21 protein-coding genes and 2 pseudogenes are annotated in these 25,736 nt (G+C 72.5%); 13 read left to right on the top strand and 10 right to left on the bottom strand.

The genetic code is table 11. The features are described from left to right. The first annotated feature begins 87 nt into the window (after positions 1–87). Both ACZ49B_RS18460 and ACZ49B_RS18455 read left to right on the top strand, forming a co-directional pair. The gene (locus ACZ49B_RS18460; RefSeq protein ID WP_468306849.1) at positions 88–666 is read left to right on the top strand and encodes an SACE_7040 family transcriptional regulator; all 579 of its coding nucleotides are present in this window, start codon (positions 88–90) and stop codon (positions 664–666) included. A gap of 56 nt (positions 667–722) precedes the next feature. Further along, positions 723–1,544 carry a phosphatase gene (locus tag ACZ49B_RS18455; protein WP_468307244.1) on the top strand — a complete coding sequence of 274 codons (822 nt, stop codon included), beginning with the start codon at positions 723–725 and terminating at the stop codon, positions 1,542–1,544. Positions 1,545–1,632: 88 nt separating this feature from the next. On the opposite strand, the gene ACZ49B_RS18450 is transcribed toward ACZ49B_RS18455, so the two are convergent. Then, positions 1,633–2,529: an SDR family NAD(P)-dependent oxidoreductase gene (locus ACZ49B_RS18450; RefSeq protein ID WP_468307241.1), complete on the bottom strand. Its 897-nt coding sequence runs from the start codon at positions 2,527–2,529 to the stop codon at positions 1,633–1,635. Positions 2,530–2,571: 42 nt separating this feature from the next. Between ACZ49B_RS18450 and ACZ49B_RS18445 the strand changes: the two genes are divergently transcribed. Beyond that, positions 2,572–3,051 carry a MarR family winged helix-turn-helix transcriptional regulator gene (locus tag ACZ49B_RS18445; protein WP_468306846.1) on the top strand — a complete coding sequence of 160 codons (480 nt, stop codon included), beginning with the start codon at positions 2,572–2,574 and terminating at the stop codon, positions 3,049–3,051. Here ACZ49B_RS18445 and ACZ49B_RS18440 read toward each other — a convergent pair. The 5 genes from ACZ49B_RS18440 to ACZ49B_RS18420 form a co-directional block, all read right to left on the bottom strand. Then, on the bottom strand, positions 3,048–3,515 hold the full coding sequence (locus tag ACZ49B_RS18440) for a hypothetical protein (protein WP_468306843.1): 468 nt from the start codon (positions 3,513–3,515) through the stop codon (positions 3,048–3,050). The genes ACZ49B_RS18445 and ACZ49B_RS18440 overlap by 4 nt on opposite strands. An 83-nt stretch (positions 3,516–3,598) precedes the next feature. Next, positions 3,599–4,477 (bottom strand): acyl-CoA thioesterase, encoded by an 879-nt coding sequence (locus ACZ49B_RS18435; protein WP_468306840.1) that lies wholly within the window; start codon positions 4,475–4,477, stop codon positions 3,599–3,601. 35 nt (positions 4,478–4,512) lie between these two features. Next, the gene (locus ACZ49B_RS18430; RefSeq protein WP_030297823.1) at positions 4,513–5,670 is read right to left on the bottom strand and encodes an acyl-CoA dehydrogenase family protein; all 1,158 of its coding nucleotides are present in this window, start codon (positions 5,668–5,670) and stop codon (positions 4,513–4,515) included. A gap of 171 nt (positions 5,671–5,841) precedes the next feature. Then, positions 5,842–6,165: a hypothetical protein gene (locus ACZ49B_RS18425; RefSeq protein WP_468306837.1), complete on the bottom strand. Its 324-nt coding sequence runs from the start codon at positions 6,163–6,165 to the stop codon at positions 5,842–5,844. 131 nt (positions 6,166–6,296) lie between these two features. Continuing rightward, the gene (locus tag ACZ49B_RS18420; protein ID WP_468306834.1) at positions 6,297–7,697 is read right to left on the bottom strand and encodes a PucR family transcriptional regulator ligand-binding domain-containing protein; all 1,401 of its coding nucleotides are present in this window, start codon (positions 7,695–7,697) and stop codon (positions 6,297–6,299) included. Positions 7,698–7,812: 115 nt separating this feature from the next. On the opposite strand from ACZ49B_RS18420, the gene speB reads away from it, so the two are divergent. From speB to ACZ49B_RS18375, 9 genes and pseudogenes are all read left to right on the top strand, one after another. Further along, positions 7,813–8,784, top strand: a complete 972-nt coding sequence (gene speB, locus ACZ49B_RS18415) for an agmatinase (RefSeq protein WP_468306831.1) — start codon at positions 7,813–7,815, stop codon at positions 8,782–8,784. A 38-nt stretch (positions 8,785–8,822) separates the two neighbouring features. Continuing rightward, the gene (locus ACZ49B_RS18410; RefSeq protein ID WP_468306829.1) at positions 8,823–10,508 is read left to right on the top strand and encodes a thiamine pyrophosphate-binding protein; all 1,686 of its coding nucleotides are present in this window, start codon (positions 8,823–8,825) and stop codon (positions 10,506–10,508) included. Positions 10,509–10,569: 61 nt separating this feature from the next. Then, positions 10,570–11,013 (top strand): hypothetical protein, encoded by a 444-nt coding sequence (locus tag ACZ49B_RS18405; RefSeq protein ID WP_468306826.1) that lies wholly within the window; start codon positions 10,570–10,572, stop codon positions 11,011–11,013. Between the two features lie 12 nt (positions 11,014–11,025). Next, positions 11,026–13,176, top strand: a complete 2,151-nt coding sequence (locus tag ACZ49B_RS18400; RefSeq protein WP_468306823.1) for a hypothetical protein — start codon at positions 11,026–11,028, stop codon at positions 13,174–13,176. Continuing rightward, complete coding sequence (locus ACZ49B_RS18395) at positions 13,157–13,828, top strand: hypothetical protein (protein ID WP_468306821.1); 672 nt, start codon at positions 13,157–13,159, stop codon at positions 13,826–13,828. The genes ACZ49B_RS18400 and ACZ49B_RS18395 overlap by 20 nt, the downstream gene beginning before the upstream one ends. A gap of 141 nt (positions 13,829–13,969) precedes the next feature. Next, a pseudogene (locus tag ACZ49B_RS18390) lies at positions 13,970–14,494 on the top strand (GntR family transcriptional regulator); the annotation flags it as partial. Between the two features lie 175 nt (positions 14,495–14,669). After that, positions 14,670–18,506: an ABC transporter ATP-binding protein gene (locus ACZ49B_RS18385; RefSeq protein WP_468307238.1), complete on the top strand. Its 3,837-nt coding sequence runs from the start codon at positions 14,670–14,672 to the stop codon at positions 18,504–18,506. A gap of 131 nt (positions 18,507–18,637) precedes the next feature. Continuing rightward, positions 18,638–19,039 carry a hypothetical protein gene (locus ACZ49B_RS18380; protein ID WP_468306818.1) on the top strand — a complete coding sequence of 134 codons (402 nt, stop codon included), beginning with the start codon at positions 18,638–18,640 and terminating at the stop codon, positions 19,037–19,039. 84 nt (positions 19,040–19,123) lie between these two features. Then, on the top strand, positions 19,124–20,557 hold the full coding sequence (locus tag ACZ49B_RS18375) for a S28 family serine protease (protein ID WP_468306815.1): 1,434 nt from the start codon (positions 19,124–19,126) through the stop codon (positions 20,555–20,557). An 83-nt stretch (positions 20,558–20,640) separates the two neighbouring features. Here the strand turns inward: ACZ49B_RS18375 and ACZ49B_RS18370 are convergent, their stop codons facing one another. Then, the gene (locus ACZ49B_RS18370; protein WP_468307235.1) at positions 20,641–22,497 is read right to left on the bottom strand and encodes a glycoside hydrolase family 3 protein; all 1,857 of its coding nucleotides are present in this window, start codon (positions 22,495–22,497) and stop codon (positions 20,641–20,643) included. A 55-nt stretch (positions 22,498–22,552) separates the two neighbouring features. After that, entirely contained in the window at positions 22,553–23,509 is a 957-nt protein-coding gene (locus tag ACZ49B_RS18365) for a LysR substrate-binding domain-containing protein (RefSeq protein WP_468306812.1), read from the bottom strand. A gap of 111 nt (positions 23,510–23,620) precedes the next feature. Here ACZ49B_RS18365 and ACZ49B_RS18360 point away from each other — a divergent pair, with 111 nt between their 5' ends. After that, complete coding sequence (locus ACZ49B_RS18360) at positions 23,621–24,595, top strand: EamA family transporter (protein WP_468306810.1); 975 nt, start codon at positions 23,621–23,623, stop codon at positions 24,593–24,595. Here ACZ49B_RS18360 and ACZ49B_RS18355 read toward each other — a convergent pair. Next, a pseudogene (locus ACZ49B_RS18355) lies at positions 24,546–25,052 on the bottom strand (GNAT family N-acetyltransferase); the annotation flags it as partial. The gene ACZ49B_RS18360 and the pseudogene ACZ49B_RS18355 sit on opposite strands and share 50 nt — an antisense overlap. Before the next feature lie 43 nt (positions 25,053–25,095). Next, entirely contained in the window at positions 25,096–25,623 is a 528-nt protein-coding gene (locus ACZ49B_RS18350) for a DUF937 domain-containing protein (protein ID WP_468306807.1), read from the bottom strand. Positions 25,624–25,736: the final 113 nt, after the last annotated feature.

Genomic DNA, 25,736 nt, shown 5'->3' with positions numbered 1-25,736 from the left:
CTTGCTCGGTGCACGCTGTTAATGAGCGTTAACGCATGTACCGCCTAGGTTAACGAGCGCTAACGGCCCTGTCTAGAATGGATTCCCATGAGCACCAGAGCGGCCGCCCCGACCCGTCGCGAGCAGATCCTCAGTGAGGCCGCCCGCCTCTTCGCCGAGCGCGGGTTCCACGGCGTCGGCGTGGACGAGATAGGGGCCGCGGTGGGCATCAGCGGCCCCGGCCTGTACCGCCATTTCGCGGGCAAGGACGCCATGCTCGCCGAGCTGCTGGTCGGGATCAGCGAGCGGCTGCTGACCGGCGGCCGCCACCGGGTGGCCGAGGCCGCGGGCGACCCGGTCGGCGTACTGGCCTCCCTCATCGACGGCCACATCGACTTCGCCCTCGACGACCGGGCGCTGATCACCCTGCACGACCGGGAACTGGACCGGCTGCGGGAGACCGACCGCAAGCTCGTACGGCAGCTCCAGCGCAAGTACGTCGAGCTGTGGGTGGAGGTCGTGCGGGAACTGCACCCGGAGGTCGGCGAGGCGGAGGTGCGGGTGTCCGTCCATGCCGTCTTCGGCCTGCTCAACTCCACCCCGCACCTGGCGGCGCTGGGCCGGGAGGCGACCGAATCGCTGCTGCGGCGCCTCGCGCACGGGGCGTTCGGGGCGCTGTCGGGGTGAAGCGACGCGTCCGCTGGTCGGAATGGAACCGGCGACTCGGCTTCGGCGGCGGCAGAATGGGCCGCATGCCGAAGCCGATAAAGACGCCCGCCCTGTCAGTTGAACCGCCGAGCCGCGCCGAACTCGTCGACCACCTGGTCCGCACCCGGATCTCGGGCCAGGTCGCCACGCCCCGTGAGAACAACCTGTCGCACTACCGCAAGCTCGCCAACGGCGACCGGCACTACTGGCTGGGCCTCGAGCTGGGCGAGCGCTGGGCGGACGAGCAGGACGTGCTCGCCGTGATGGCGGAGCGGTGCGGGGTCGTCGACGACGCCGCGTACCGGTTCGGCCAGGACACGATCGACCCGGAGCTGACGGTGTCCGGCCTGGACCGGATGGCGGCGCGGCTTCGGAAGGCGGCGCTGGACCGGCAGAGCGTGCTCCTGGCCACGGGGCACCCGGGCGGCCTGCTGGACGTCCACCGGGCGACGGCGGCCGCGCTGCGCGCCGCGGGCTGCGAGATCGTGGTGATCCCGCCCGGCCTGGTCGCGGACGAGGGCTCGGTGTGGCAGTTCGCGGACGTCGCCGTGCTGGAGCGGGGTGCCACGCTGTGGCACACCCACTCCCCGGAGCCGATGGCCGCGATCCTGGACGGCCTGACGGCCGCGAACCGCCCCCAGCCGGACCTGGTCGTCGCCGACCACGGCTGGGCGGGGTGTGCGGCGCAGCGCGGGCTGGACGCGGTGGGCTACGCGGACTGCAACGACCCCGCGCTGTTCATCGGCGAGGCGGAGGGGACCCTCCAGGTGGCGGTCCCGCTCGACGACCACGTCCGCGACCCGCGCTTCTACGACCCGATGGTGGCGTACCTGCTGTCGGCGGCGGGCCTGCTCTAGGGGGACACCCCCTGGGGGACACCCCCTGGGGGTGCCTTGCCCGCCCGGCGGGGCTTCTTTCCGGCCCCGCCGGCGTCTGCGGCCCGGACTAGCCGAGCCAGTTGGTCATCTCGGTCTGGACGGCCGAGCCGTCGAGGTCGGCGAGCTTCATGCCCACGAAGTCGCGGGCCCAGTCGGAGGTCTGGATCCGGAACGGCATCTTCTCGGCGGTCAGCGCCTCGACGACCGGCGCCGCGGCCTGCTCCGAGGTCTGTGCGGTGTCGCTGCCGAAGGACTTCAGGGCGTGGTCGATGTAGCCCTGGAGCGCCGGGGCGTACGGACCCGCCTGGGTGAGCAGCGCCGGGATGTCGAGCCCGACGTTGTTCACGAACTCGCTGGCGACGGCGCCCGGTTCGACGACGGCCACCTGGACGCCCGCGGACGCGGCGACCGGGGCGAGGGACTCCATGAAGCCCTCGACGGCGAACTTGGCCGCGCAGTACGACTCGTTGAACGGCTGGCCGACCACGCCGCCGACGCTCGTCACGGTGATGACCCGGCCCCCCGAGGCGCGCAGGTGGGGCAGCGCGGCCCGGGTGAGCTCGGCGACGCCGAAGAAGTTGACCTCCATGACGGACCGCAGCTGCTCCATGCCGTGCTGCTCGATGGTGCCGACGAAGCCGGCGCCCGCGTTGTTCACGACCGCGTCGAGGTGCCCGTGCTCGGCGACGACCTCGGCCACGCAGGCCGCCACGGAGTCCGCGTCGGTCACGTCGAGCCGCTTGACCTGGACCAGGTCCGAGACGCCGGCCTCGGCGGCGGCCTTCTGCAGGGCGTCGGCGCGGGTGGTGTCCCGCATGGTGGCGACGGCGTGCCAGCCCGCCCGGGCGGCGGCGACCGCGGCGGCCAGGCCGATGCCGGAGGAGGTGCCGGTGATGAGGACGGTCTTGGCGGTGGTCTCGGTGCTCACGGAAGGCTCCTTAGATTTGTGCGTGCACACACACATTAACGTTGTGTGCGTGTGCACGCAACCCGGTATCCTTCCCCCATGGCGCACACGAATCTCAACTTGGACGGCCTCACCCCCCGCGACCACGCCTTCTACGGGCTGGTCTGGGCCGGAACCACCCTCACCGCCCGGGTCGACCAGGTGCTCACGCGCCGCCACGACCTGCCGCTGTCCTGGTTCGAGGTCATGCTGTGGCTGAGCGTCCAGCAGGAGCCGGTCGCGCCCTCGGAGCTGGGTGCCAGGACCCTGCTCAGCCGCAGTCAGGTCTCCCGCGTCGCCGATTCGCTCCGGGCCCGCGGCCTGGTCGAACGGGTGCCGTCCCCGACGGACGCCCGGTCCGTGGGCATCGCCCTCACCGAGGCGGGCCGCCGCGCTTTCGCGGAGGCCGACGCCACCCGCCGTGAGGCCCTCGCCGAGGTCTTCGACGACCGCCTCGACGACGCGGACATAGCCGCGCTGGAGGCGGTTTGGGCCAAGCTCAAGGCCCGCCCGGAAAACGAACAGCAGGCCCAGAACTAGGGGGTGCCGTCCCTCCGGCCCCCGAGCACCTTGCGGCGCAGCAGGGCCCCGAACGGCGCCGCGAACGCGCAGGCGACGGCGGTCGCGGCGGCGGCCACGAAGGCCGGGTTCACCCAGTGGGGGATCAGCTGTCGCCCGCCCGGATCCCCGGGGTGGTCGGCGCAGTGGACGGAGAGCGGGAGCGACGATTCCCAGACGACCATCTTCTCGTGCTCGCCCCACTGGGCGTACCCGCACACCTCGTCGGGATCGAGGACGTACACGCCGTACGACACGCCCCAGATGTAGACCGAACCGGCGGCGCACAGGGCGAGGAGGGCGGCCAGCAGGAAGATGCCCGCGCCGAGCAGCTCCGGGGCGGAGCGCCGCCGGACCGTGACGACCACGTGGACGGCGAGCCGGCCGAGGACCAGGACGCCCGCGAACGGGGAGATCAGGGTGAGGGCGAGGAGCAGAATGATCATGTTTGCAGTCGACGCCCCGCCCGCCCGGTCAGTTCCGCACTGTGGCCGAGCCCACGCGGGGCCCGGCCGACCGTGCTCCGGGGTCAGGCGCGCGGGACGCGCACCACGCCTTCCTGGATGACGGTCACGGCGAGTCGCCCGTCCTGGGTCCAGATCCGGGCCTGCCCGAGGCCGCGCCCGGCGGCCGCCGACGGGGACTCCTGGTCGTACAGCAGCCACTCGTCGGCGCGGAACGGCCGGTGGAACCACATCGCGTGGTCCAGCGAGGCGCCCACCACGTCGCCGACCGCCCAGCCGCCCCGGCCGTGCGCGAGCAGCACCGAGTCGAGCAGGGTCATGTCCGAGACGTACGTGGCCAGGCAGGTGTGCAGGAGTGCGTCGTCGCTCTCCAGCTTGCCGGCCGTACGGAACCACACCTGCGAGCGCGGCTCGACCGGCTCGCCGACGCTGCCCCACGGCGGGACGGTCGCGTACCGCAGGTCCACCGCGCCGCGCGCGTCGATCAGCCGCTCCACCGTGCCCGGGTCGCGGAAGATCTCCCGGTACGCGGGCAGGGACTCGGCGGCCGTCGGCAGGGTCTCCGGGTCGGGCGCGTCCGGCATCGCGACCTGGTGGTCGAGGCCCTCCTCGTACGTCTGGAAGGACGCCGAGAGGTGGAAGATCGGCTGGCCGTGCTGGACGGCGACGACCCGGCGGGTGGTGAAGGAGCGCCCGTCGCGGATCCGGTCGACCGCGTACACGATCGGCGCGCCCGGGTCTCCTGCGCGCAGGAAGTACGAGTGCAGCGAGTGCGCGGTGCGGTCCTCGGGTACGGTCCGCCCGGCCGCGACCAGGGCCTGGGCCGCGACCTGGCCGCCGAAGACGCGCGGTACCAGCGACGGACGGCTGGTACCGCGGAAGATGTTCTCCTCGATCTGCTCGAGGTCGAGCAGATCGAGGAGCGTCGTCAGTGCCTCGTTCATGAGGGGAAGGGTAAGTCCCTTGTCCCGAAGGGCCCTTACAGGCCCATCGACTTGGCGATGATGGACTTCATGATCTCGCTGGTGCCGCCGTAGATGCGGTTGACGCGGTTGTCGGCGTACAGGCGGGCGATCGGGTACTCGTTCATGTAGCCGTAGCCGCCGTGCAGCTGGAGGCAGCGGTCGATCACGCGGTGCGCGACCTCGGTGCAGAACAGCTTCGCGGAAGCGGCCTCGGCGGGGGTCAGCTCGCCGGCGTCCAGGGCCTCCAGGGCGCGGTCCGCGACGGCCTGGGCGGCGTCCACCTCGGCCTGGCAGGCGGCCAGCTCGAACTTGGTGTTCTGGAAGTGCGCGACCGGCTTGCCGAAGACGGTGCGGTCGGTGACGTACTGCTGGGCGAACCGGACGGCCGCGGCGGCCTGGGCGTACGCGCCGAACGCGATGCCCCAGCGCTCGGAGGCCAGGTTGTGGCCGAGGTAGTAGAAGCCCTTGCCCTCCTCGCCGAGCAGGTCCTCGACCGGGACCTTGACGTCGACAAACGCCAGCTCGGCGGTGTCGGAGGTGCGCAGGCCCAGCTTGTCGAGCTTGCGGCCGATCGAGTAGCCCTCGGACTTGGTGTCCACGGCGAACAGGGAGATGCCGAAGCGGCGGTCGTCCTCGCGCGGGGCGGCGGTGCGGGCGCAGACGATCACACGGTCGGCGTGCACGCCGCCGGTGATGAAGGTCTTGGAGCCGTTGAGGACGTAGTGCGTGCCGTCCTCGGAGAGCTTCGCGGTGGTCTTCATGCCCGCGACGTCGGAGCCGGTGCCCGGCTCGGTCATCGCGAGGGCCCACATCTCCTCGCCGGAGACGAACTTCGGCAGGTAGCGCTTCTTCTGCTCGTCGTCGGCCAGCATCTTGATGTAGGGGAGGGCGAGCAGCACGTGGACGCCGGAGCCGCCGAAGTTCACGCCCGCGCGGGAGGTCTCCTCGTACAGGACGGCCTCGAACTTGTGGGTGTCCAGGCCCGCGCCGCCGAACTCCTCGGGGACGTTGATGCCGAAGACGCCCAGCTCGCCGAGCTTGTAGTAGAAGTCGCGCGGGGCCTGACCGGCCGCGAACCACTCGTCGTAGACGGGGACGACCTCGGCCTCTATGAAGGCGCGGATGGTCTCGCGGAACGCCTCGTGGTCCTCGTTGAAAACGGTACGGCGCACAGCCGCCTCCTCGATCCTGTCGCCCGTCGCGCTGTCGCGCCGTGTCTAAGCGCTTGCTCAGACTCCTAAGTTACCCGTGGGTTGGGCGGGCTGTCCAGAGTCGGGGAGGGGTACGGGGTGTGATGTCCGGCGGCCTCGCGGTGCGGGCCGCCGGACACCCGGTACCCGGGCCTACTTGCCGAGGATGCTGCCGGTCCACTGGCCGGCGGCACCCTGCATCAGGGCCTCGTTGCTCAGGATCTGGGTCCCGGGCAGCGAGGCCATGCCGATGTCGCCGGCCGTCGCCGCTCCGTTGTGGGAGCCGACCGTGTTGTCGCGGCCGGCGTTGAACACGTCGTCGCCGGCCACCTGGGACAGGTCGCCGAAGACGATCGAGTACGTGTTGTCGATCGGCGCGTACACGACGAAGTTGTCGTCGGCGGAGGCGGCGGACGCACCGGCCAGGATGACGCCGCCGGCGGCGAGAGCGGTCAGGGCGAGGCGGATCGATCGCACGAGTGGTGCCTTTCGAGGAGGGGGTGGGGGAACAGTGCGAACGTAGGCCGCCGGGCACCGGGAGGCACCGCACCGGCCGCCGTACGGCCCGAGTCCATCCGTACGGCGCAGCCGCCCGGGCGTCGTGGCTCTCAGACCTCGGTGTCCCGGGTCAGTGCGAACCACAGCTCCATCCGGATGTCCGGGTCGTCGAGGTCACTGTGGAGCAGCGCGGCGGCACGGGCGATGCGCTGGCGGACGGTGTTGCGGTGGACGCCGAGGGCCGCGGCCGTCCGGTCCCAGCTGCCGTGGTGCGCCAGCCAGGCGCGCAGGGTCTCCCGGTGGGCCGGGGACAGCGGGGCGAGCAGGGCCTCGGCGTGGGCGCCGGCCTCGGCGGGGTCGACCAGGGCGCCGAGACCCGCGCCGGTGTGCCGGACCAGCGCGGTGCGGGCCGCCTCCGCCCGCTCCAGTGCCCGGCGGGCCTGCGTGTCGGCCCTGGCCAGGGCTTCGGGTCCGGTCGGGGCGCTCACCCCGAGCCGCCACCCGGGCTGCGGGGCGGGCTCCCGGTCGGTGAGGAGCCGTACGGCCGGGCCGGCCGGGTCCAGCAGTACGGTGCCCAGCGCGGCGGCGAGGGCCTGCGGGTCGGCGCCCCCGCGGGCGTGGACGGCGTACCAGGGCCCCGGCCCGGCCAGCGCCTCGGCGGGGGAGCCGCCCAGCAGCAGCCGGGCCAGCGCGGCGGCCTCGGCCCCGGCCGGCCGGTCGGCGGTGAGCAGGGCCAGCAGGACGGCGGCGACCGAGGCGACGGTGTGGTCGCCGGGGGTCCGCGCCGGGGTGGCCGTGCCGAGCGCGGCGTGGCGGCCGAGGGCGTAGGCGGCCAGGTGCCAGCCGTCGGCCTGGTCGGTGGCGGTCGCGGGACCCTCGGCGCGGCCGACGCGGGCCAGCAGCGCGTCGAGGGCCGCGGGTACGGCCCCGGCCTCCGGCGGCGGGCTGCCCGCGGCCCGGCCGTCCGGCCACAGCCGTACGTGCCCGCCGAGGCCCGCCGCGAGGCGGGCCAGCACCGCCGGGACCGGGTCGGGGCGGGCGGCCGCGGCCGCGAGGGCCTGCTGGGCTTCGGTGACCCGGCGCAGCTCGCGGGTCCGCGCCTCGGCCATGAGGCGCCAGACGGCGCGGGCGACGGCCGTGAACCGGGTCTGCGGCGGGACCTCCAGCAGCGGCAGCCCGTGCCGGGCGCAGGCCTCGGCCAGCGCGGGCGGCACCTCCTCGTGGACGGGCGCCACGCCGAACCCGAGGGCGGCCGCCCCGGCCGCGACCAGCCGGGCCACGTAGCCGTCGTGGTCGGTGTTCCCGGCCGCGGCGGTCAGCAGCAGCTCCCCGCCCAGCAGATAAGGGGAAGGGTCGGCCATCTCCGAGGCGTGCACGCCGTGCACCCCTGCCTCGGCCGGCCCCGCGACATGCCGCAGTCCGAGCTCCCGGTCCGCGAGCAGCGCACCCAGTGCCACGGGCGCCACAGGGTGATCGGGCGGAGGGGGCGGGCCGGGCCGGGGGACGTCCATGGATACTCCGTACAGAAAATGGGCGCTCTGTGGATGAAATCTACACTTCGCGCCTCGGGGGCACCCGCTTACGCTCGAAGGACCGCACGTAGGACATCCAGAAGGGCACACCCCGATGAGCAACGAGCAGACGCCGCGCGGACCGGTCGACTCCTCCCGCATCCCGCGCTACGCGGGCCCGGCGACCTTCGCCCGCCTGCCCCGCCTCGACGAGGTCGGCGGCAAGGCGGACGTGGCCGTCGTCGGCGTGCCCTTCGACTCCGGCGTCTCCTACCGGCCCGGCGCCCGCTTCGGCGGCAACGCCATCCGCGAGGCCTCGCGCCTGCTGCGCCCGTACAACCCGGCCCAGGACGCCTCCCCCTTCGCGCTTGCGCAGGTCGCCGACGCCGGCGACATCGCCGCGAACCCCTTCAACATCAACGAGGCCGTCGACACGATCGAGGCCGCCGCCGACGAGCTGATCGGCAACGGCTCCCGCCTGATGACCCTCGGCGGCGACCACACCATCGCCCTCCCGCTGCTCCGCTCCGTCGCGAAGAAGCACGGCCCGGTGGCGCTGCTGCACTTCGACGCGCACCTGGACACCTGGGACACGTACTTCGGCGCCGAGTACACGCACGGCACGCCGTTCCGCCGCGCCGTGGAGGAGGGCATCCTCGACACCGAGGCGCTCTCCCACGTCGGCACGCGCGGCCCGCTGTACGGCAAGCAGGACCTCGACGACGACGCCAAGATGGGCTTCGGCATCGTGACCTCGGCCGACGTCTACCGCCGCGGCGCCGACGAGGTCGCGGACCAGCTGCGCCAGCGCATCGGCGACCGCCCGCTGTACATCTCGATCGACATCGACGTGCTGGACCCGGCGCACGCGCCCGGCACCGGCACCCCGGAGGCGGGCGGCATGACCTCCCGCGAGCTGCTGGAGATCATCCGCGGCCTGTCCTCCTGCAACCTGGTCTCCGCGGACGTCGTCGAGGTCGCCCCGGCGTACGATCACGCCGAGATCACCTCGGTCGCCGCCTCGCACACCGCGTACGAGCTGACGACGATCATGAGCCGCCAGATCGCTGCGTCGAGGACGAAGTGAGCGGCGGAGCACCCGTGACGAAGGGCGAGTAAGCGCACGTGACGCACGACCACGACCTGGTACTCCGGCCCACCGAGGCCCAGACGGCGGCCGCCCTCGCGCCGCCGCCGGGGCGGACGGGCGGGGACCTGGTCGTGGAGACGCTGCGCTCGCTCGGCGCCACCACCGTGTTCGGGCTGCCGGGGCAGCACGCCCTCGGCATCTTCGACGCGGTGGGGCGCTCGGACCTGCGGCTGATCGGGCTGCGGACGGAGAACAACGCCGGGTTCGCGGCGGACGCGTACGGCCGCATCACCGGCGAGGCGGTCCCCCTCCTGCTCTCCACCGGGCCGGGCGCGCTGATGGCCCTGCCGGCCCTGGCGGAGGCGGCCGCCGCGTCGGCGCCGGTCATCGCGATCGCCTCGCAGGTCCCGGTGGCGGGCCTGGGCGGCGGACGGCGCGGGCACCTGCACGAGCTGCGGGACCAGTCGGCGTCGTTCCGGGACGTGGTGAAGTCCGTCCACACGGCCCGCACCCCCTCGCAGATCCCGTCCGTGATCGCGGAGGCCTGGGAGTCGGCGCTGACGGCTCCGCACGGCCCGGTCTGGGTGGAGATCCCGGAGGACGTCCTCCGCGCCGAAACGGTGATCCCCCAGGTCACGGGCGTGGACGCGACCCCGCACGAGCTCGCCCCGCGCCCCGAGCTCACCGCTCTGGCGGCGCACTGGCTGGGGCGGGCCTCCCGCCCGGTGATCATCGCGGGCGGCGGGGTGATCCGCTCGGACGCGGCGGGCAAGCTGCGGCAGCTGGCGGAGCGGCTCAGTGCCCCGGTGGTCACCACCTTCGGCGGCAAGGGCGCCTTCCCGTGGACGCACCCGCTGTCCCTCCAGTCCTGGCTGGAGGACCGCCACATGACGGACTTCCTCGAGGACGCGGACGTCCTCCTGGTCGTGGGCTCCGGCCTCGGCGAACTGTCCTCCAACTACCACACGTTCTTCCCGACGGGCCGGGTCGTCCAGATCGAGGCGGACCTCGGCAAGCTGGAGTCCAACCACGCGGCCCTCGGCATCCACGCGGACGCCCGCCTCGCCCTCCAGGCCCTCCTGGAGACGGTCCCGGAACGCGAGGACGCGCAGGCTCCGGAGCGCGTCCGGATGGTCCTGGCGGACATCGAAGGGAGACTTGCCGGTCAGGACGTGGCGCTGGAGCGCGAGCTCCTCACGTCCATCCGCGCGGCGCTCCCGGCCCGCTCCCCGTCCTTCTGGGACATGACGATCCTTTCGTACTGGGCCTGGTCGGCGTTCGACGCGAAGCACCCCAACACGATGCACTCGGCCCAGGGCGCGGGCGGCCTCGGCTACGCCTTCCCGGCGGCCCTCGGCGCCTGCGTCGCGGAACCGGACACCCCGGTCCTGGCCGTCTCGGGCGACGGCGGCGCGATGTACTCGATCGCGGACCTGGCGAGCGCGAAGCAGCACGACCTGGACGTGACCTGGCTGATCGTGGACGACGGCGGCTACGGCATCCTGCGCGAGTACATGACGGACTCCTTCGAGGGCCGCACGACGGGCACGGAACTCACCCGCCCGGACTTCGTCGCCCTGGCCCGTTCCTTCGGCGTCCCGGCGTCGACGACCACCCCGGAAACCCTCCGCGAGGACCTGGCCAAGTCCCTCGACACCCCGGGCCCGACGCTCCTGGTCCTCCCCGCCACCCTCAAGATGTTCGCCCCGACGCACGTTTAGGGCTCGTCCGGGCGCTCGTTAGGGTGGCCTAGATCAGGTGGCCGGAGTGCGAGGGGGAGCGGTGGCGTTCGAGGAAGAGTGGGGCCGGCACCAGCCGGACGCAGCGACCGACGGCCCGTCGCCGCAGATGCGGCTGAACCAGCTCGCCGCCGACCCGGGCGGCGGCTCCGGGACGCCCAGCGGATACGGCGTGCTGGCCACCGCCCCTCCCGCGAAGAAGAAGGCGGCCAACACCATCGAGAACGTCCTGCAGCCCGGCACGACGAAGGCCGCGGACGCGGCCGACGAACCCACCACGAACGCCGTCAAGGCATTCAACGGCTGGGAGACGGCGTCCGGTCTGACGAAGGCGCACACGCACTGGGACGACCAGGTGAAGCGCCTGATGGGACGCCTGAACTCGGAGAAGACGGCCCTGCGCGGCGCGTCGAACCTGTTCACCGGAAACGACCAGCTGACGGGCCAGAGCTTCCAGCCGGTGCAGTCCAAGGTCACAGGACTCTAGGGGAAGACGTACGTGCCGAACTACTCCGAGATCATGCACACGGACCTCTCCGCGCTCACCACGGCCGCCGACGGCTGGAAGGCCATGGCGACGCAGTTCAAGACCATGGAGGAGGTCTACAGGGACGAGGTCCAGAGCGTCTCCTCCGGTAACGGCTGGCTGGGCTCCAGCGCCACGACCGCGGCCACCAACTCCTCCATGACGCGCCGGGAGTTCGCCTCCGCGCAGAAGGAGGCCCTGGCCATGGAGTCCCTGCTCCGTGACGCGCACGCCCGCTTCACGGACCTCAAGGGGCGGGTCACGTCCGCCGTCGCGGACGCCGTGACCGCCGGCATGAAGGTCTCGGACGCCGGCATGGCGAGCTACGACTTCTCCAAGGCCGACCCGGCCTCCGTGAACGCGATCCGCCACGATCCCGACCTCCCGGCGATCGAGCGGGCCTGGACGCAGAAGATCTCGGACACGGTCAAGGCGGTCACGGAGTTCGACGCGGACGTCAAGGTCGCCCTGCTGAACGCCTCCGGCGCGGACGGCACGGCGATGTTCGGCTTCAACTCGAAGCCCGTCAACGACGTCGAGGCCGTCGAGGCGCTGGCGCTCACCCAGAAGATCCGTGACGGCAAGGCCTCTCCGGACGAACTGCGGCACTACGACGACCTCCTGAAGCAGAACTCCGGCGACGCCCACTTCAGCGAGGCGTACCTGAACTCGCTGGGAGCGAAGGACACCTTGCTCCTGGCAGACCAGATGAACCTGGCGTCGAACGACCGCGGCGCGTCGGCGGCCGAGAAGAAGCTCTACGAGTCGATCAACTCCGGCCTGGCGGGAACGATCGCCTCGGGCACCAAGGACCCGGACAGCTACGCCTACAAGCCCTTCGTCAACGGCCTCAAGGAGCAGGGCCCGGAACTGGTGGCCAAGGGCCTCCGCCCCACGTACGGCTACCAGGCGCTGGTCACCCTCATGGGCAGTGGCGGCGGCTACGGCAAGCAGTTCCTCAACGACGTCGGCGACGGCATGATCGAGGCCGAGAAGTCGAAGCCGCACATGTACGACCACGCCTACGACTCCCAGCGCCCGAACCTGGTCTCCGACCCGCTGGACGGTCTGCTGGGCATCATGGCCAAGGACCCGGCCTCGACGACGTTCTTCCTCGACCCCGAAGCGCCCGGCAACAAGAACGAGCACCTGAAGTACATGCTCTCCGAGCGCGACATGCCGGACCCGTGGTTCTCGACCGGCGTCGGCCAGCCGATGGAGATGGACGGCGACAAGACGGCGGGCCTGGGCGCGGCCATCCAGGCGGCGGCCACGGGTCACGTGGACGGCGAAAAGCTCGGCCCGCCCGGCCCGCACACCGAGGGCCAGGCGCGGGTGATGCACCACGCCATCCGCTACCTCGACGACGAGATGGGCGGGGACGAGTTCCCGGAGGACCTGGAGGGCCTGCAGCAGCCGATGGCGAAGGCGCTGGTCGACTACGTCGAGGACACCCACGAGATCCTCGGCGGCAAGAACCCCGACCTGGGTTCCGTGGCGGGCCGCGATTCCATCCACGGTTCGGGCGACAAGGCGCAGATCGCGGTCGGCCAGGGCAGCCTGATCCGCGTGATGCGCGGAATCGCGGACGACGGCCCGTCCTACGCCCTGATGGTCGAGGCGGAGCGAGCCTACTCGGCGGAGCAGCTCGCGACCGCCGCCCCGTACAAGGCCGACTCCCCTCACTCGGTCAGCGCTGACTGGGACAACCGTGCGCACGACATCGGGGTGGCAGCCGGCGCCCTCAACGGCATCGGGGCCGACGTCTACAAGGACAAGGAAGACGACCAGGTCAAGTGGGCGGAGGGCACGGCCGAGTACACGGCTGCCGGAGTGAACGGACTCATCGGCGAGATCCCGGTCGTGAGCACGATCGGAGGCTCGCTGATCGACGCAGGCAAGTACGACTGGGTCGAGGGCGTCAAGGACGCGGCCGAGGAGCAGAGCAAGAAGGAGTCCAGCAGCAACTACGCGAGGGGTGTGGAGGGGACCAACGAGTTGTTCGACTCGTGGACACACCAGCGTCAGATGAAGGACGACCCGGCGGCGGAACATGCCCAGAACGAAGCGAACACCGCCTACTCGACCGGGCGGGAGGCCGCTCGTGCGCACCTCCGGCCCTGACGGGCTCAAAGCTCTCGTACGGGCGACGGCTGCCGTTCTCGCTGTGCTGGTGCTGGCATCGTGCACCTCGGGCGAGTCCGAGGGGAAGGTCGACCACCTGTGCGCCGTCACCCCTGCCTCCGAAGAGGAAGTGCTCCTTCGGGGGATCCTCCGCGCAGATGGCTTCGAGACCTACATCCCCAACCGCACGAGCCGTGTGGTGGAGGCGCTGGAGCGCAAACTGCGGGAGATCGGTCCGACGGAGGAGACGTTTCCGACGTCCACGTGTGCGTACAAGCCGGCTGCTCAGACCGAGCGTGCGACGTTCCGAGTCGGGTGGGCGCCTCGCACCTCGAAGTACGTCGAACCGTCCCTGTCCGAGGGGGGCCGGTTCGATGTGAACGGTGCCTTCGGCGAGAGCAACTACTTCATCACGAAGCTGTTCGTCCAGTGCGACATGCCCGGCGACCTCGCTGGGCCGTCGAAGTCGGCATGGTTGTACGCGGATGTCTCGTACACGGTCAACATCGGGCGGACGGACATCGACCAGGCGGCCAAGGACCGGCAGACGGCCCTCGCCTACCTCATGACCCGCCGCGTCACCGATGCCCTCGGCTGCGAGAACAAGCCGGTGGAGAAGCCCCCCGTGGTCAAGCCGCTCCCCAGCCCGTAGCCGCCGGCGGCAACGCGTTCGATGCCGGCGCGTGTCGGCGGGCGAGCAGAGCTTGCCGTCGTGATCCGGCGCCTACGCTGTCGGGACATGATCAGGGAGGACGGCATGCCGAAGGACGTCGCCGGGCGGCAGCCCAAGAACCCGATCCGGCGGCGCGGGATCCAGCGGCTCTCGGTCGAGGTGTGGGGCACCGGGGGTTCCATCTGGGCGGCGGACGGCCAGGGCCACGACCCGGAGGTCGACGTCGAGGTCCTCGACGAGCCGGTGCCCGACGCCGTCGGGGGCGTGCTCGGGCTGGAGGGCGGAGCGCCCGCCTGCGTCCGGCGCCGCAGGTTCCTGCTCGACGGGAAGCCCGTCATGCTCGCCACCTCGTACCTCGACGCCGTGCTCGTCGCCGGTACGCCGATCGCCGAGCCGGACTCCGGCCCCGGCGGGATCTACGCCCGGCTCGCCGAGCTCGGTCACGGGCCGGCCCGGTTCCGGGAGGAGGTCCGCTCGCGGATGCCGTCCCCGGAGGAGACCGAACGGCTCGGCCTGGCGGCCGGGACCCCGGTGGTGCTGGTGTGCCGTACCGCCTTCGACGCCGACGGACGGGCGGTCGAGGTCGACGAAATGGTGCTCGACGCCTCCGCCTACGTACTGGAGTACGCGTTCGACGCTCCGTAGCGGGCGCGGCGCGCGGGCCGGCCGACGAGTGACGGGCACCCGAAGGGGTGAAGTCTGCGTGCGGGCTTCCGTACGGCAGTGCGATCGTTGCAGGGGGATGAAATCCGCCGGTCGGGGCGTTGGGGGAGGCGGCAGGACAGGATCAACGGGGAGGCTCCACGTGGCGGCGGCAGAGATGGCAGCGGGCGAGAAACAGGGCTGGGCCCGGCGGCTCGCCGCCTACACATGGCGGTACCGGCTCAATGTGCTGCTGGCGCTCGGGTCCTCCCTGGGCGGCATGGCGGTCATGGCGCTCGTGCCGCTGGTCACCAAGGTCATCATCGACGACGTCATCGGCGACCACAGCAAGCCCATGGGGATATGGGCCGGGCTGCTCATAGGCGCCGCGGTCCTCGTGTACGTGATGACGTACATACGCCGGTACTACGGCGGCCGCCTCGCGCTCGACGTCCAGCACGACCTGCGCACCGACATGTACGACACCATCGCCCGCCTCGACGGGCGACGCCAGGACGAGCTGTCCACCGGGCAGGTCGTCGGGCGGGCCACCAGCGACCTCCAGCTGATCCAGGGGCTGCTCTTCATGCTGCCCATGACCATCGGGAACTTCCTGCTGTTCGGGATATCCCTCGGCGTCATGCTGTGGCTGTCCCCGCTGCTGACCCTGGTCGCGCTGCTCATGGCCCCCGCCCTCTGGTTCATCGCCAAGCGCAGCCGCAAGAAGCTCTTCCCCGCCACCTGGTGGGCCCAGGGCCAGGCCGCCGCCGTCGCCACCGTCGTCGACGGGGCCGTCACCGGCGTCCGCGTCGTCAAGGGCTTCGGCCAGGAGGAGCAGGAGACCGGCAAGCTGCGCGCCGCCGGGCGGCGGCTGTTCGCCGGGCGGATGCGGACCATCCGGCTCAACTCCCGCTACACCCCCGCCCTGCAGGCCGTGCCCGCCCTCGCGCAGGTCGCCATGCTGGCCCTCGGCGGCTGGATGGCCACCAACGGCCAGGTCACCCTCGGCACCTTCGTGGCCTTCTCCACCTACCTCGCCCAGCTCGTCGGCCCCGTCCGCATGCTCGCCATGGTCCTCACCGTCGGCCAGCAGGCCCGCGCCGGCGTCGAGCGGGTCTTCGAGCTCATCGACACCGAGCCCGCCATCGAAGAGGGCACGCACGAGCTGCCCGCCGACGCCCCCGCCACCGTCGAGTTCGACGAGGTCGTCTTCGGGTACGACCCCGAGCGGCCCGTCCTCGACGGGTTCTCGCTCTCCATCACCGAGGGCGAGACCGTCGCCGTCGTCGGAGCCTCCGGCTCCGGCAAGTCCACCGTCTCCCTCCTCCTGCCCCGCTTCTACGACGCCGACCGCGGCACCGTCCGCGTCGGCGGACACGACGTGCGCGGGCTGACGTACGACTCCCTGCGCGCCGCCATCGGGCTCGTGCCGGAGGACTCCTTCCTCTTCTCCGACACCATCCGCGCCAACATCGCCTACGGCCACCCCGAAGCCGGCGACGCACAGGTCGAGGCCGCCGCCCGCGCCGCCCAGGCCGAAGGCTTCATCGAGGCCCTGCCCGCCGGGTACGACACGAAGGTCGGCGAGCAGGGGCTCACCCTCTCCGGCGGCCAGCGCCAGCGCATCGCGCTCGCCCGCGCCCTCCTCACCGACCCCCGGCTGCTGCTCCTCGACGACGCCACCTCCGCGGTGGACGCCCGCGTCGAGCACGAGATCCACGAGGCGCTGCGCGCCGTCATGGCCGGCCGCACCACCCTCCTCATCGCCCACCGCCGCTCCACCCTCGCGCTGGCCGACCGGATCGCCGTGCTCGACCGCGGGCGGCTCTCCGACATCGGAACGCACGAGGAGCTGCAGCGCCGCTCGCCCCTCTACCGGCGGCTGCTCACCGACCCGGACGCGCTCGGCGCCGGCTCGCCCCGCACCCCCGAGGCGCCCGCGATGGCCGAGTTCGAGCGGGACATCGAAGGGAACCTCGAACGGGACATCGAGCTCGAGGCCGAGATCGACTCCGAGCCGGTCAACGCCAAGCGGCGGGTCGCCGACGGGGTGACCCCCGAGCTCTGGCGCCGCCAGGAGGAATCGGAGTCCGCCGCCGCGGCCGGGACCGCCGCGGCGCCCGGCGCGCCCGGCGCCGCGCCCTCCATGGCCGGCGCCGTCGCCGGCATGCCGGCCACCCCCGAGCTGCTCGCGCAGGTGGCCGCGCTGCCGCCCGCCGACGACGAGCCCGCCGTGGACGAGGACCAGGCCGCGTCCGCCGAGAAGAGCTACAACCTGCGCCGGCTGCTCAGCGGTTTCTGGGCGCCCCTCGCCGTCAGCCTCGGCCTCGTCGCCGTCGACGCCGGCTCCGGGCTGCTGCTCCCGATCCTGATCCGGCACGGCATCGACAAGGGCGTCGAGCAGGCCGCACTGGGCGCCGTCTGGGTGGCCGCCCTTCTCGCGCTCGGCGTCGTCGTCGCGCAGTGGGCCGCCCAGTTCGCCGAGACCCGGATGACCGGGCGCACCGGCGAACGCGTCCTGTACGCCCTGCGCGTCAAGATCTTCGCCCAGCTCCAGCGCCTCGGCCTCGACTACTACGAGCGTGAGCTGACCGGCAAGATCATGACCCGGATGACCACCGACGTGGACGCCCTGTCGACCTTCCTGCAGACCGGGCTCGTCACCGCCGTCGTCTCCGTCTTCACCTTCTTCGGCATCCTGATCGCCCTGCTCGTCCTCGACGTCGAGCTCGCGCTGATCGTCTTCTCGACGCTCCCCGTGCTGGTCCTCGGCACGATCGTGTTCCGCCGCAAGTCGGTGGCCGCGTACGAACTCGCCCGCGACCGGGTCAGCCTGGTCAACGCCGACCTCCAGGAGTCCGTCTCCGGGCTGCGCATCGTCCAGGCGTTCCGCCGCCAGCGGAGCGGCGCCGCCCGGTTCGCCGAGCGGAGCGACTCGTACCGCGAGGCCCGGGTGCGGGGCCAGTGGCTGATATCCGTCTACTTCCCCTTCGTGCAGCTGCTGTCCTCCGGGGCCGCGGCCGCCGTGCTGATCGTCGGCGCGGGCCGGGTCGAGGCCGGCACCCTCACCACCGGCGCGCTGGTGGCGTACCTGCTTTACATCGACCTGTTCTTCGCCCCCGTCCAGCAGCTCTCCCAGGTCTTCGACGGCTATCAGCAGGCCACCGTCTCCCTGGGCCGGATCCAGGGGCTGCTGCGCGAGCCCACCAGCACCCCGCGGCCCGCCGCCCCCGCTCCCGTGCGGGAACTGCGCGGCGAGATCGCCTTCGAGGACGTGCGGTTCGCGTACGGCACCGCCGAGGAGCGCGGCGAGAAGGGCGACGCGCTGGCCGGAATCAGCCTGCGGATACCCGCCGGCCAGACCGTCGCCTTCGTCGGCGAGACCGGCGCCGGCAAGTCCACGCTGGTCAAGCTCGTGGCCCGGTTCTACGACCCGACCTCCGGCCGGGTCACCGCCGACGGCGCCGATCTGCGGGAGCTCGACCTGACGGCGTACCGCCACCGGCTGGGGGTCGTCCCCCAGGAGCCGTACCTCTTCCCGGGGACGGTCCGCGACGCCATCGCGTACGGGCGGCCCGAGGCGGGCGACGCCGAGGTGGAGGCGGCCGCCCGCGCGGTCGGCGCCCACGACATGATCGCCACCCTCGACGGCGGCTACCTGCACACCGTCGCCGAGCGCGGGCGCAACCTCTCGGCCGGCCAGCGCCAGCTGATCGCCCTGGCCCGCGCCGAACTCGTCGACCCGGACGTGCTGCTGCTCGACGAGGCCACCGCCGCGCTCGACCTGGCCACCGAGGCCCAGGTCAACCAGGCCACCGACCGGCTCGCCGGCAAGCGCACCACCCTCGTGGTGGCACACCGGCTGACCACGGCCGCGCGCGCCGACCGGGTCGTGGTGATGGACCGCGGCCGGGTCGTGGAGGACGGCACCCACGCCGAACTCGTCGCCCGCGGCGGCCACTACGCCGAACTGTGGCGCACCTTCGTCGGCGAGGACGAACCCGCCGCGGCCTGAGCCGCCCCGTCCGAGCCGCAGTACACGCTGCCGCGCTGCCCAGGCCCCCCGGATCTTGCTGTATGCAACCTTCCGGGGGGTCTGCGCGTCGTACGTGCGTACGTGTTACGTACGACCGATCGGGGGACAGGGTGGAGCACGGGCGGAAGGGGCGCGGCCGGGGGGCCGCGTCGGCGAGGGTGTTCGCGGCGGGGCTGATGCTGTGCGTCGGCGGGCTGCTCGCCGCGCCTCCGGCGCACGCGGCGACCGGTGGCTGCGGGGGCGGCCTGGTCAGGACGCTGCCCCTGCCGACGGGCGAGGTGCGCATCTACAAGAGCCGTACGCAGGCCTGCGCGGTGACGGTGGCCCACGACCCGGGCCGACGCCGGGCGATGGCGGTGAGCATCCAGCCCCGCGGCGGGGTCCCGGTCGGCGATGCAGGGCGATTCACCCGATATGCCGGACCTGTCACCGTCGGTGCGATCAGTCGCTGCGTGTATGTAAAGGGGAGCATCGAGGCCGGATCCGTCGAATCCGGCTGGATTCTGTGCTGAACGAGCGTCCCAACTAGGTCTGGTCAGCGACGCGTTGACCCCGCTAGGTTCACGGGCGACCGAAGTGAACTCAGGGGAGGGTGAATGCGCAAGACGCTCGGCTGGCTGCTGTCGCTCGTGGTGCTGATCGGCACCATGGGCGCAGCCGGCTTCACGGCTCAGGCGGCCACCGCCGCAGGGCCGTCCGCCGCGACGGACATCAAGGACGAGATCCTCGCCATTGCGGGGATGAGTCTGATCGAGGAGAAGGAGTACCCCGGGTACCGCTTCTTCGTACTGAACTACGAGCAGCCGGTCGACCACCGGAACCCGTCGAAGGGCACCTTCAAGCAGCGCCTCACCCTGCTTCACAAGGACGTCTCCCGGCCCACGGTGTTCTTCACCTCCGGCTACAACGTCAACACCAGCCCGCGCCGCAGCGAGCCGACGACGATCGTCGACGGCAACCAGGTGTCGCTGGAGTACCGATTCTTCACACCCTCCCGGCCCGATCCGGCCAACTGGGCGAACCTGGACATCTGGCAGGCCGCCAGCGACCAGCACCGCATCTTCACCGCCCTGAAGAAGGTCTACAAGAAGAACTGGCTCGCCACGGGCGGCAGCAAGGGCGGTATGACGGCGACGTACTACGAGCGCTACTACCCGCATGACATGGACGGTGTCGTCGCGTACGTCGCGCCCAACGACGTCGTCAACAAGGAGGACTCGGCGTACGACCGGTTCTTCGCCAAGGTCGGCACCAAGGAGTGCCGCGACAAGCTGAACGCGGTGCAGCGCGAGGCGCTCGTCCGCCGTGAACCGCTCGAGGCCAAGTACGCGGCCGCCGCCGTCGAGAACGGCTGGACCTTCACCACCGTCGGCAACCTCGACAAGGCCTACGAGGCCGTCGTGCTCGACTACGTGTGGGCCTTCTGGCAGTACAGCCTGCTCGCCGACTGCGCCTCCGTCCCGGCCGCCGCGACCGCGAGCGACCAGGAGATCTGGGACTCGATCGACACGATCTCCGGCTTCTCGGCCTACGCCGACCAGGGCCTCGAGACGTACACGCCGTACTACTACCAGGCGGGTACGCAGCTCGGTTCGCCCGACATCAAGCAGCCGCACCTCAAGGGCCTGAGCCGCTACGGCTACCAGCCGCCGCGCAACTTCGTCCCCCGCGAGATCCCGATGACCTTCCAGCCGGGGGTCATGGCGGACGTGGACGGCTGGGTGAAGCGCAACGCCAACCAGATGCTGTTCGTGTACGGGCAGAACGACCCGTGGGGTGCCGAACCGTTCCACCTCGGCTACACCGTCCGCGACAGCTACGTGATGATCGCGCCCGGCGCCAATCACGGGGCCAACGTCGCCAAGCTCCAGGAGGGCGAGAAGGCGCTGGCCACGCAGAAGATCCTGCAGTGGGCCGGGGTCGCCCCGGCCGCCGCGCTCGCCGACGCGGGCCGGGCGACGCCGCTGGCGAAGCCCGACGCGGTGCTCGACCAGAAGGACCAGGAGCGCGAGCCGCAGCTGCGGCCGTAGCTCCCGTTAGGGCCCGAGGGGCCACGGGTGAGGTAGTACGGCTGGTCCTGGTCCTGGTCCTGGTCCCAGGCGTACTGGGGGTACTAGTCGTACGACAGCCCGTGGCCCAGCGGGTAGCGGCCCGGCACCGGGACCGGGAGGCGGCCCGAGGGGCGTGCCGCCCCGGTGACCACCCGGGCCGCCGCCCGCATCTCCACGTCCGTCCAGGTGTACGTCGCCAGCTCCGCCGCGCAGGTGGGCAGCCGGGCCGGGTCGTACGGATTGCGGATCGCCACCACGACCACCGGCACCCCGGTGGCCAGCAGTTCCGTGACCAGCGTGCGCTGCGGATCGTCCGCCTCCGGGACGTTGTACGTGCACACCAGCACCGCCGCGTTGCCGGGGGCCGCGGCCACCGCCCGGGCGGGTGGTACGGCCGTCGCACGGCAGCCCAGGGCGGTCAGCTCCCGGGCCAGTACCGCCGTAGGGGGCCCTGTCGTACCGCTGGGGGAGGCCGGGTCGGTCCCGGTGACCAGCAGCCGGGGCCCGGTCGTCGCATCCAGGGGCAGCAGCTTCACGGGATTGGCCAGCAGGGTCGTCGTACCCGCCGCGATCTCGTCGGCGGCGCTCAAGTGCGCCGGGATCCCCACCACCGCGTCCATCTGGCCGGCGGCGGTGTGCGCCGCATCGAACAGGCCCCGGCGGGCCTTCAGTTCGAGGATCCGCAGCACCGACTCCTCGATCCGGGCCTGCGTCAGCTCGCCCGCCTCCACGGCCGCGAGCACGCTGCGGTGCGCGAGCCCCAGGTCCGGCGGGTTCAGCAGCTGGTCGCAGCCCGCCTTCAGCGCCAGGACCGGAACCCGGTCGTCCCCGTACTTCTGGCGGACCCCGGCCATGTCGAGGGCGTCGGTGACCACCACGCCCCGGAAGCCCAGGCGTTCGCGCAGGATGCCGGTCACGATCGGTCTCGAGAGGGTCGCCGGGTCCCCCGAAGGGTCGAGCGCGGGGAAGACGATGTGCGCCGTCATGACGGCGTCCACGCCCGCCTCCACCGCCGCCCGGAACGGCGGCTCGTCGAGCTCCTCCCACTGGGCCCGGCTGTGCCGCATCACCGGCAGCCCGACGTGGCTGTCGGTCTCGGTGTCCCCGTGGCCGGGGAAGTGCTTGGCGGTGGCGGCGACCCCGGCGCCCTGGTAGCCGCGGACCTGGGCGGCGACCAGGGCCGCCACCGCCTGCGGGTCGGCGCCGAAGGACCGTACGCCGATCACCGGGTTGGCCGGGTTGACGTTCACGTCGGCAACCGGCGCGTAGTCCTGCCGGATGCCCATCGCCGCCAGCTCGGCGCCCGCGATGCGCGCGGCGCGGCGGGCCTCGGCGGCGGCCGCGGAGTCGGAGCCGGTATCGGTACCACCCGTACCGCTACCCGTACCACTGCCCGTACCGCCCGCGCCGTGCCGCGCCCCCAGCGCCATCGCCCCCGGCAGCAGGGTCGCCGGCTTGCCGATGCGTGCGACCGCGCCGTGCTCCTGGTCGATGGACAGCATCAGCGGGATGCCGGAGCCGGTGCCTGCGGCCGCCCGCTGGAGGGCGGCCGACAGCTCGGCGATCTGCTGCGGGCCACGGGTGTTGTGGGCCCAGGAGAAGTAGATGATCCCGCCGAGGTGGTAGCGGGCGACCAGCTCCGCCGCCGTGCGCACCCCGAACAGCTTCAGGTTCTGCTCGGCATCCGCCGGGTCCGGCTCGGTCGCCGAATGGCCGTACGCGCGGGACACGAAGAGCTGCCCGACCTTCTCGGCCAGGCTCATCCCGGCCACCAGACGGCGCAGCGCCGCCCGGTCGGGGGCCCGGCCGGGCGGGCGGTCACCGGGGCGAGGATCGTCGGCGCCCGGATCGCCGCCCTCGCCGCCCGTGGCGCCGCCCACGGCGTACGAGGCCACCCCGGCGGCCGTGACGGCGGCCATGGCGGCCGCGGTGAGCAGGGATCTGCGGGACGCGTGGTACGACACGCGCCGGACCCTACTGCCGGGCCGCGCCCCCGGCGCCGCGGACACTCGCGAGGTCCCCCGGAAGGGGTGCCGCTTGGGCCCAGTGCTCCTGCAGGGTCCGCACGGCCTCGGTGATCGCCGGCCGGCGGGCCGCCCCCGTCCGCCACAGGGCGTACAACCTGCGTACGGGGCCGGGCTCCAGCGGGACGGCCACCGCGCCCGGCGGCAGCGCTCCGGTGCCCAGCCGGGGTACGACGGCCACCCCGAGACCGGCCGCGACCAGCGCGACGATGGTGTGGTTCTCCTCGGCCACGTGCGCGATGTCGGGCTCGAACCCGGCCGTGCGCAGCGTCCGCATCAGCCAGTCGTGGCAGACCCGGCCGGGCGGCTGGCAGACCCAGCGCTGGCCGCCGAGCTCGGCCCTGCGGATGACCGCCCGGGCCGTGAACGGGTGGTCGTGCGGCACCACCAGGTCGCAGGGGTCGTCCCCGATGACCGCCTGTTCGACGCCCTCCGGGGCCGGCAGCGGCGCGATGTCCCAGTCGTGGGCCACCGCCAGATCGGTGACCCCCCGGGCCACCAGGTCCACCGACAGATGGGGGTCGACCTCCGTGAGGCGCACGTCCAGCGCGGGATGCCGGCGCGCGAGATCGGCGAGCACCCCCGGCAGGAGCCCGCGCGCCGCCGAGGCGAAGGCGGCCACCGTCAGCAGCCCGCTCGGCTGCCCGCGCCGCTCCTCCAAGGTGGTCTCGGCGCGCTCCACGATCGCCAGCAACTCCCGGGCGGTCTCGGCGAGATGCCGGGCCTCCTCGGTGAGCGCGACCCCGCGTCCGCGCCGCTCCAGCAGCGTGGTCCGGGTCTCCCGCTCCAGTTTGGCGATCTGCTGGGACACGGCGGAGGGGGTGTAGCCGAGGGCGGCCGCCGCGCCCGCGACCGAGCCGTGGACGGAGACGGCGTGCAGGGCGCGCAGCCGGGAGAGGTCGAGCATGCGGCCCATCGTAGGCACCGCCGGACCATGCAGCACCCGTAAGCAATGCTTCATCCATCCCGGAAGAGATCCGCGCTGGTGCTACATGGTTGCGCCGCCGATGCTCGAAGCATGCGTCCCGTCCACACTGCACTCGCCGTACTCGTCGCCGCCGTATGGGGCTTCAACTTCGTCGTCATCGAGATCGGCCTCGGCCACTTCCCGCCGCTGCTCCTGTCCGCCCTGCGCTTCCTGGTCGCCGCGCTGCCCGCCGTGTTCTTCGTCGGCCGGCCCAAGACCGCCTGGAAGTGGATCATCGCGGTCGGAGTGGCCCTCGGCATCGCCAAGTTCGGCCTCCTGTTCACCGGCATGGCCGCGGGGATGCCGGCCGGACTGTCCTCCCTCGTGCTCCAGGTCCAGTCCGTCTTCACCGCCGTCCTCGCCTCGCTCGTACTGCGCGAGCGGCCCGGGCGGGTCCGGGTGGCCGGCATGGCGGTGGCTCTCGCGGGGATCGCCGTCGCCGCCGTGGACGGGGGCACCTCCGGGCCGGTGCTCGGGTTCACCCTGGTCGTCGCGGCCGCCGCCTGCTGGGGCGTGTCCAACGTGCTGACGCGGAAGGCGTCCCCGCCCGACGCGCTGAACTTCATGGTCTGGGTGTGCACCGTCCCGGTGCTGCCGCTGTTCGGGCTCTCGCTGCTGCTGGAGGGGCCCGAGCGGGACCTGGTCGCGCTGCGCGGGCTGGACTGGTCCGGGGTCGCGGTCATCGGGTACGTGGCCTGGGTGTCCACCGTGTTCGGCTTCGGCGCCTGGAACCACCTGCTGAAGCGCTACCCGGCCTCCTCGGTCGCGCCGTTCTCGCTGCTGGTTCCGGTGTTCGGGATGTCCTCGGCCGCGCTGGTCCTCGGCGAGGGCATCTCGGGGCTGCGCTGGGTGGCGGCGCTGCTGCTGGTCGGCGGGGTGGGCATGACCTCGCTGGCTCCCGTCCGGGCGGGAACCCGTACGAAGGGCGGCGGCGCGACGGCGGGCGGTACCACGGCAGACGGCGCCACGGCGGCGGTCAGTGCGGGGAGTCCTCCTGCAACGGCAGCCGCCAGTCCTGCCCCGTGAGCGTGACGCCGTACGAGCGGTGCGGGCGCTCGGCGACCAGGGTGAACCCGGCGCGCTCGTAGAGGGAACGGGCCGAGGTCAGCACGTCGTTGGTCCACAGCACCAGCTCGCGGTAGCCGACCGAGCGGGCGAACGCGACGACGGTGTCGACGAGGAGGGACCCGATGCCGTGGCCCCGCCCCTCCGGCTCGACGAGCAGCAGTCTCAGCCGCGCCGTCCCGGGCGGGCCGTCCTCGCGGACGCACATCACGGAGCCGACCGGGCGGCCGTTCAGCTCGGCGATCCAGACCCGCTCCAGATACGGGTCGTGGTCCTCGGCGAAGTCCGCGACGATCCGGGCCACCAGGCCCTCGAAGTCCGTGTTCCAGCCGTACTCGGCGGCGTACAGCGCGCCGTGCCGCTGCACGATCCAGCCCAGCTCCCCGGGCTCGGGGTCCCGCAGCCGTACCGCTGCGGCGGAGTTGTCAGCAGGGGGCTCCATGGCGCCCCAGGGTAGCGGGCTACCTCTTCCCGCCGCCCAGGATCTGGCCCAGCAGGTCGCCGAGTCCGCCGCCTTCCGCCGGAGCGGCTCCCGGCGCGGCCCCGGGTGCCGGGGCTCCGGCGGCGCCCTTGCGGGCGGCCGCGCGCTTGGCGAAGACCGTCAGCAGCACCGGGATGAGCAGTTCGATGACGCGGCTGACGGTGGCCGGGGGGATGCCGGTCTTCTTGGAGACCGCCGCCGCGACCGGCTTGCCCACCTTCGCGAGCACCCCGGCCATCAGGCCGCCGCCCAGCAGCCCGCCGCCGAGCGTGGCCACACCCTTCAGCGGGGGCTCGGCGACCTCGGCGAAGGCCTGGCGGACCTCGTCGTCGTCGGAGGCGTCCGCGGCGTCGGCCTTCTCCTGGAGGCCGCCCGCCATGGCGTCGGCCGTGGTCGCGACGGTCTCGCGGGCGCCCGCCGCGTCGGTGCCGAGCAGGCCGGCGATCTCGGTCAGCCCGCCGGGGCCCAGCTCGCCGAGCACGTCATCCTGGAATGAAGATTCGCTCATGCCGGAAACGCTACTTCTGTGGTGATTCAAGGGCACCTCGGATCCCCGCCGGAGGGCCCGTGAGTAATGGAAACGTAAAGTTCCGATTCCGTGTGCAACCCCCGGGCGGGACA

The organism is Streptomyces sp. NPDC031132, from assembly GCF_055570595.1.
This window is presented reverse-complemented; position numbering and strand designations above follow the sequence as displayed.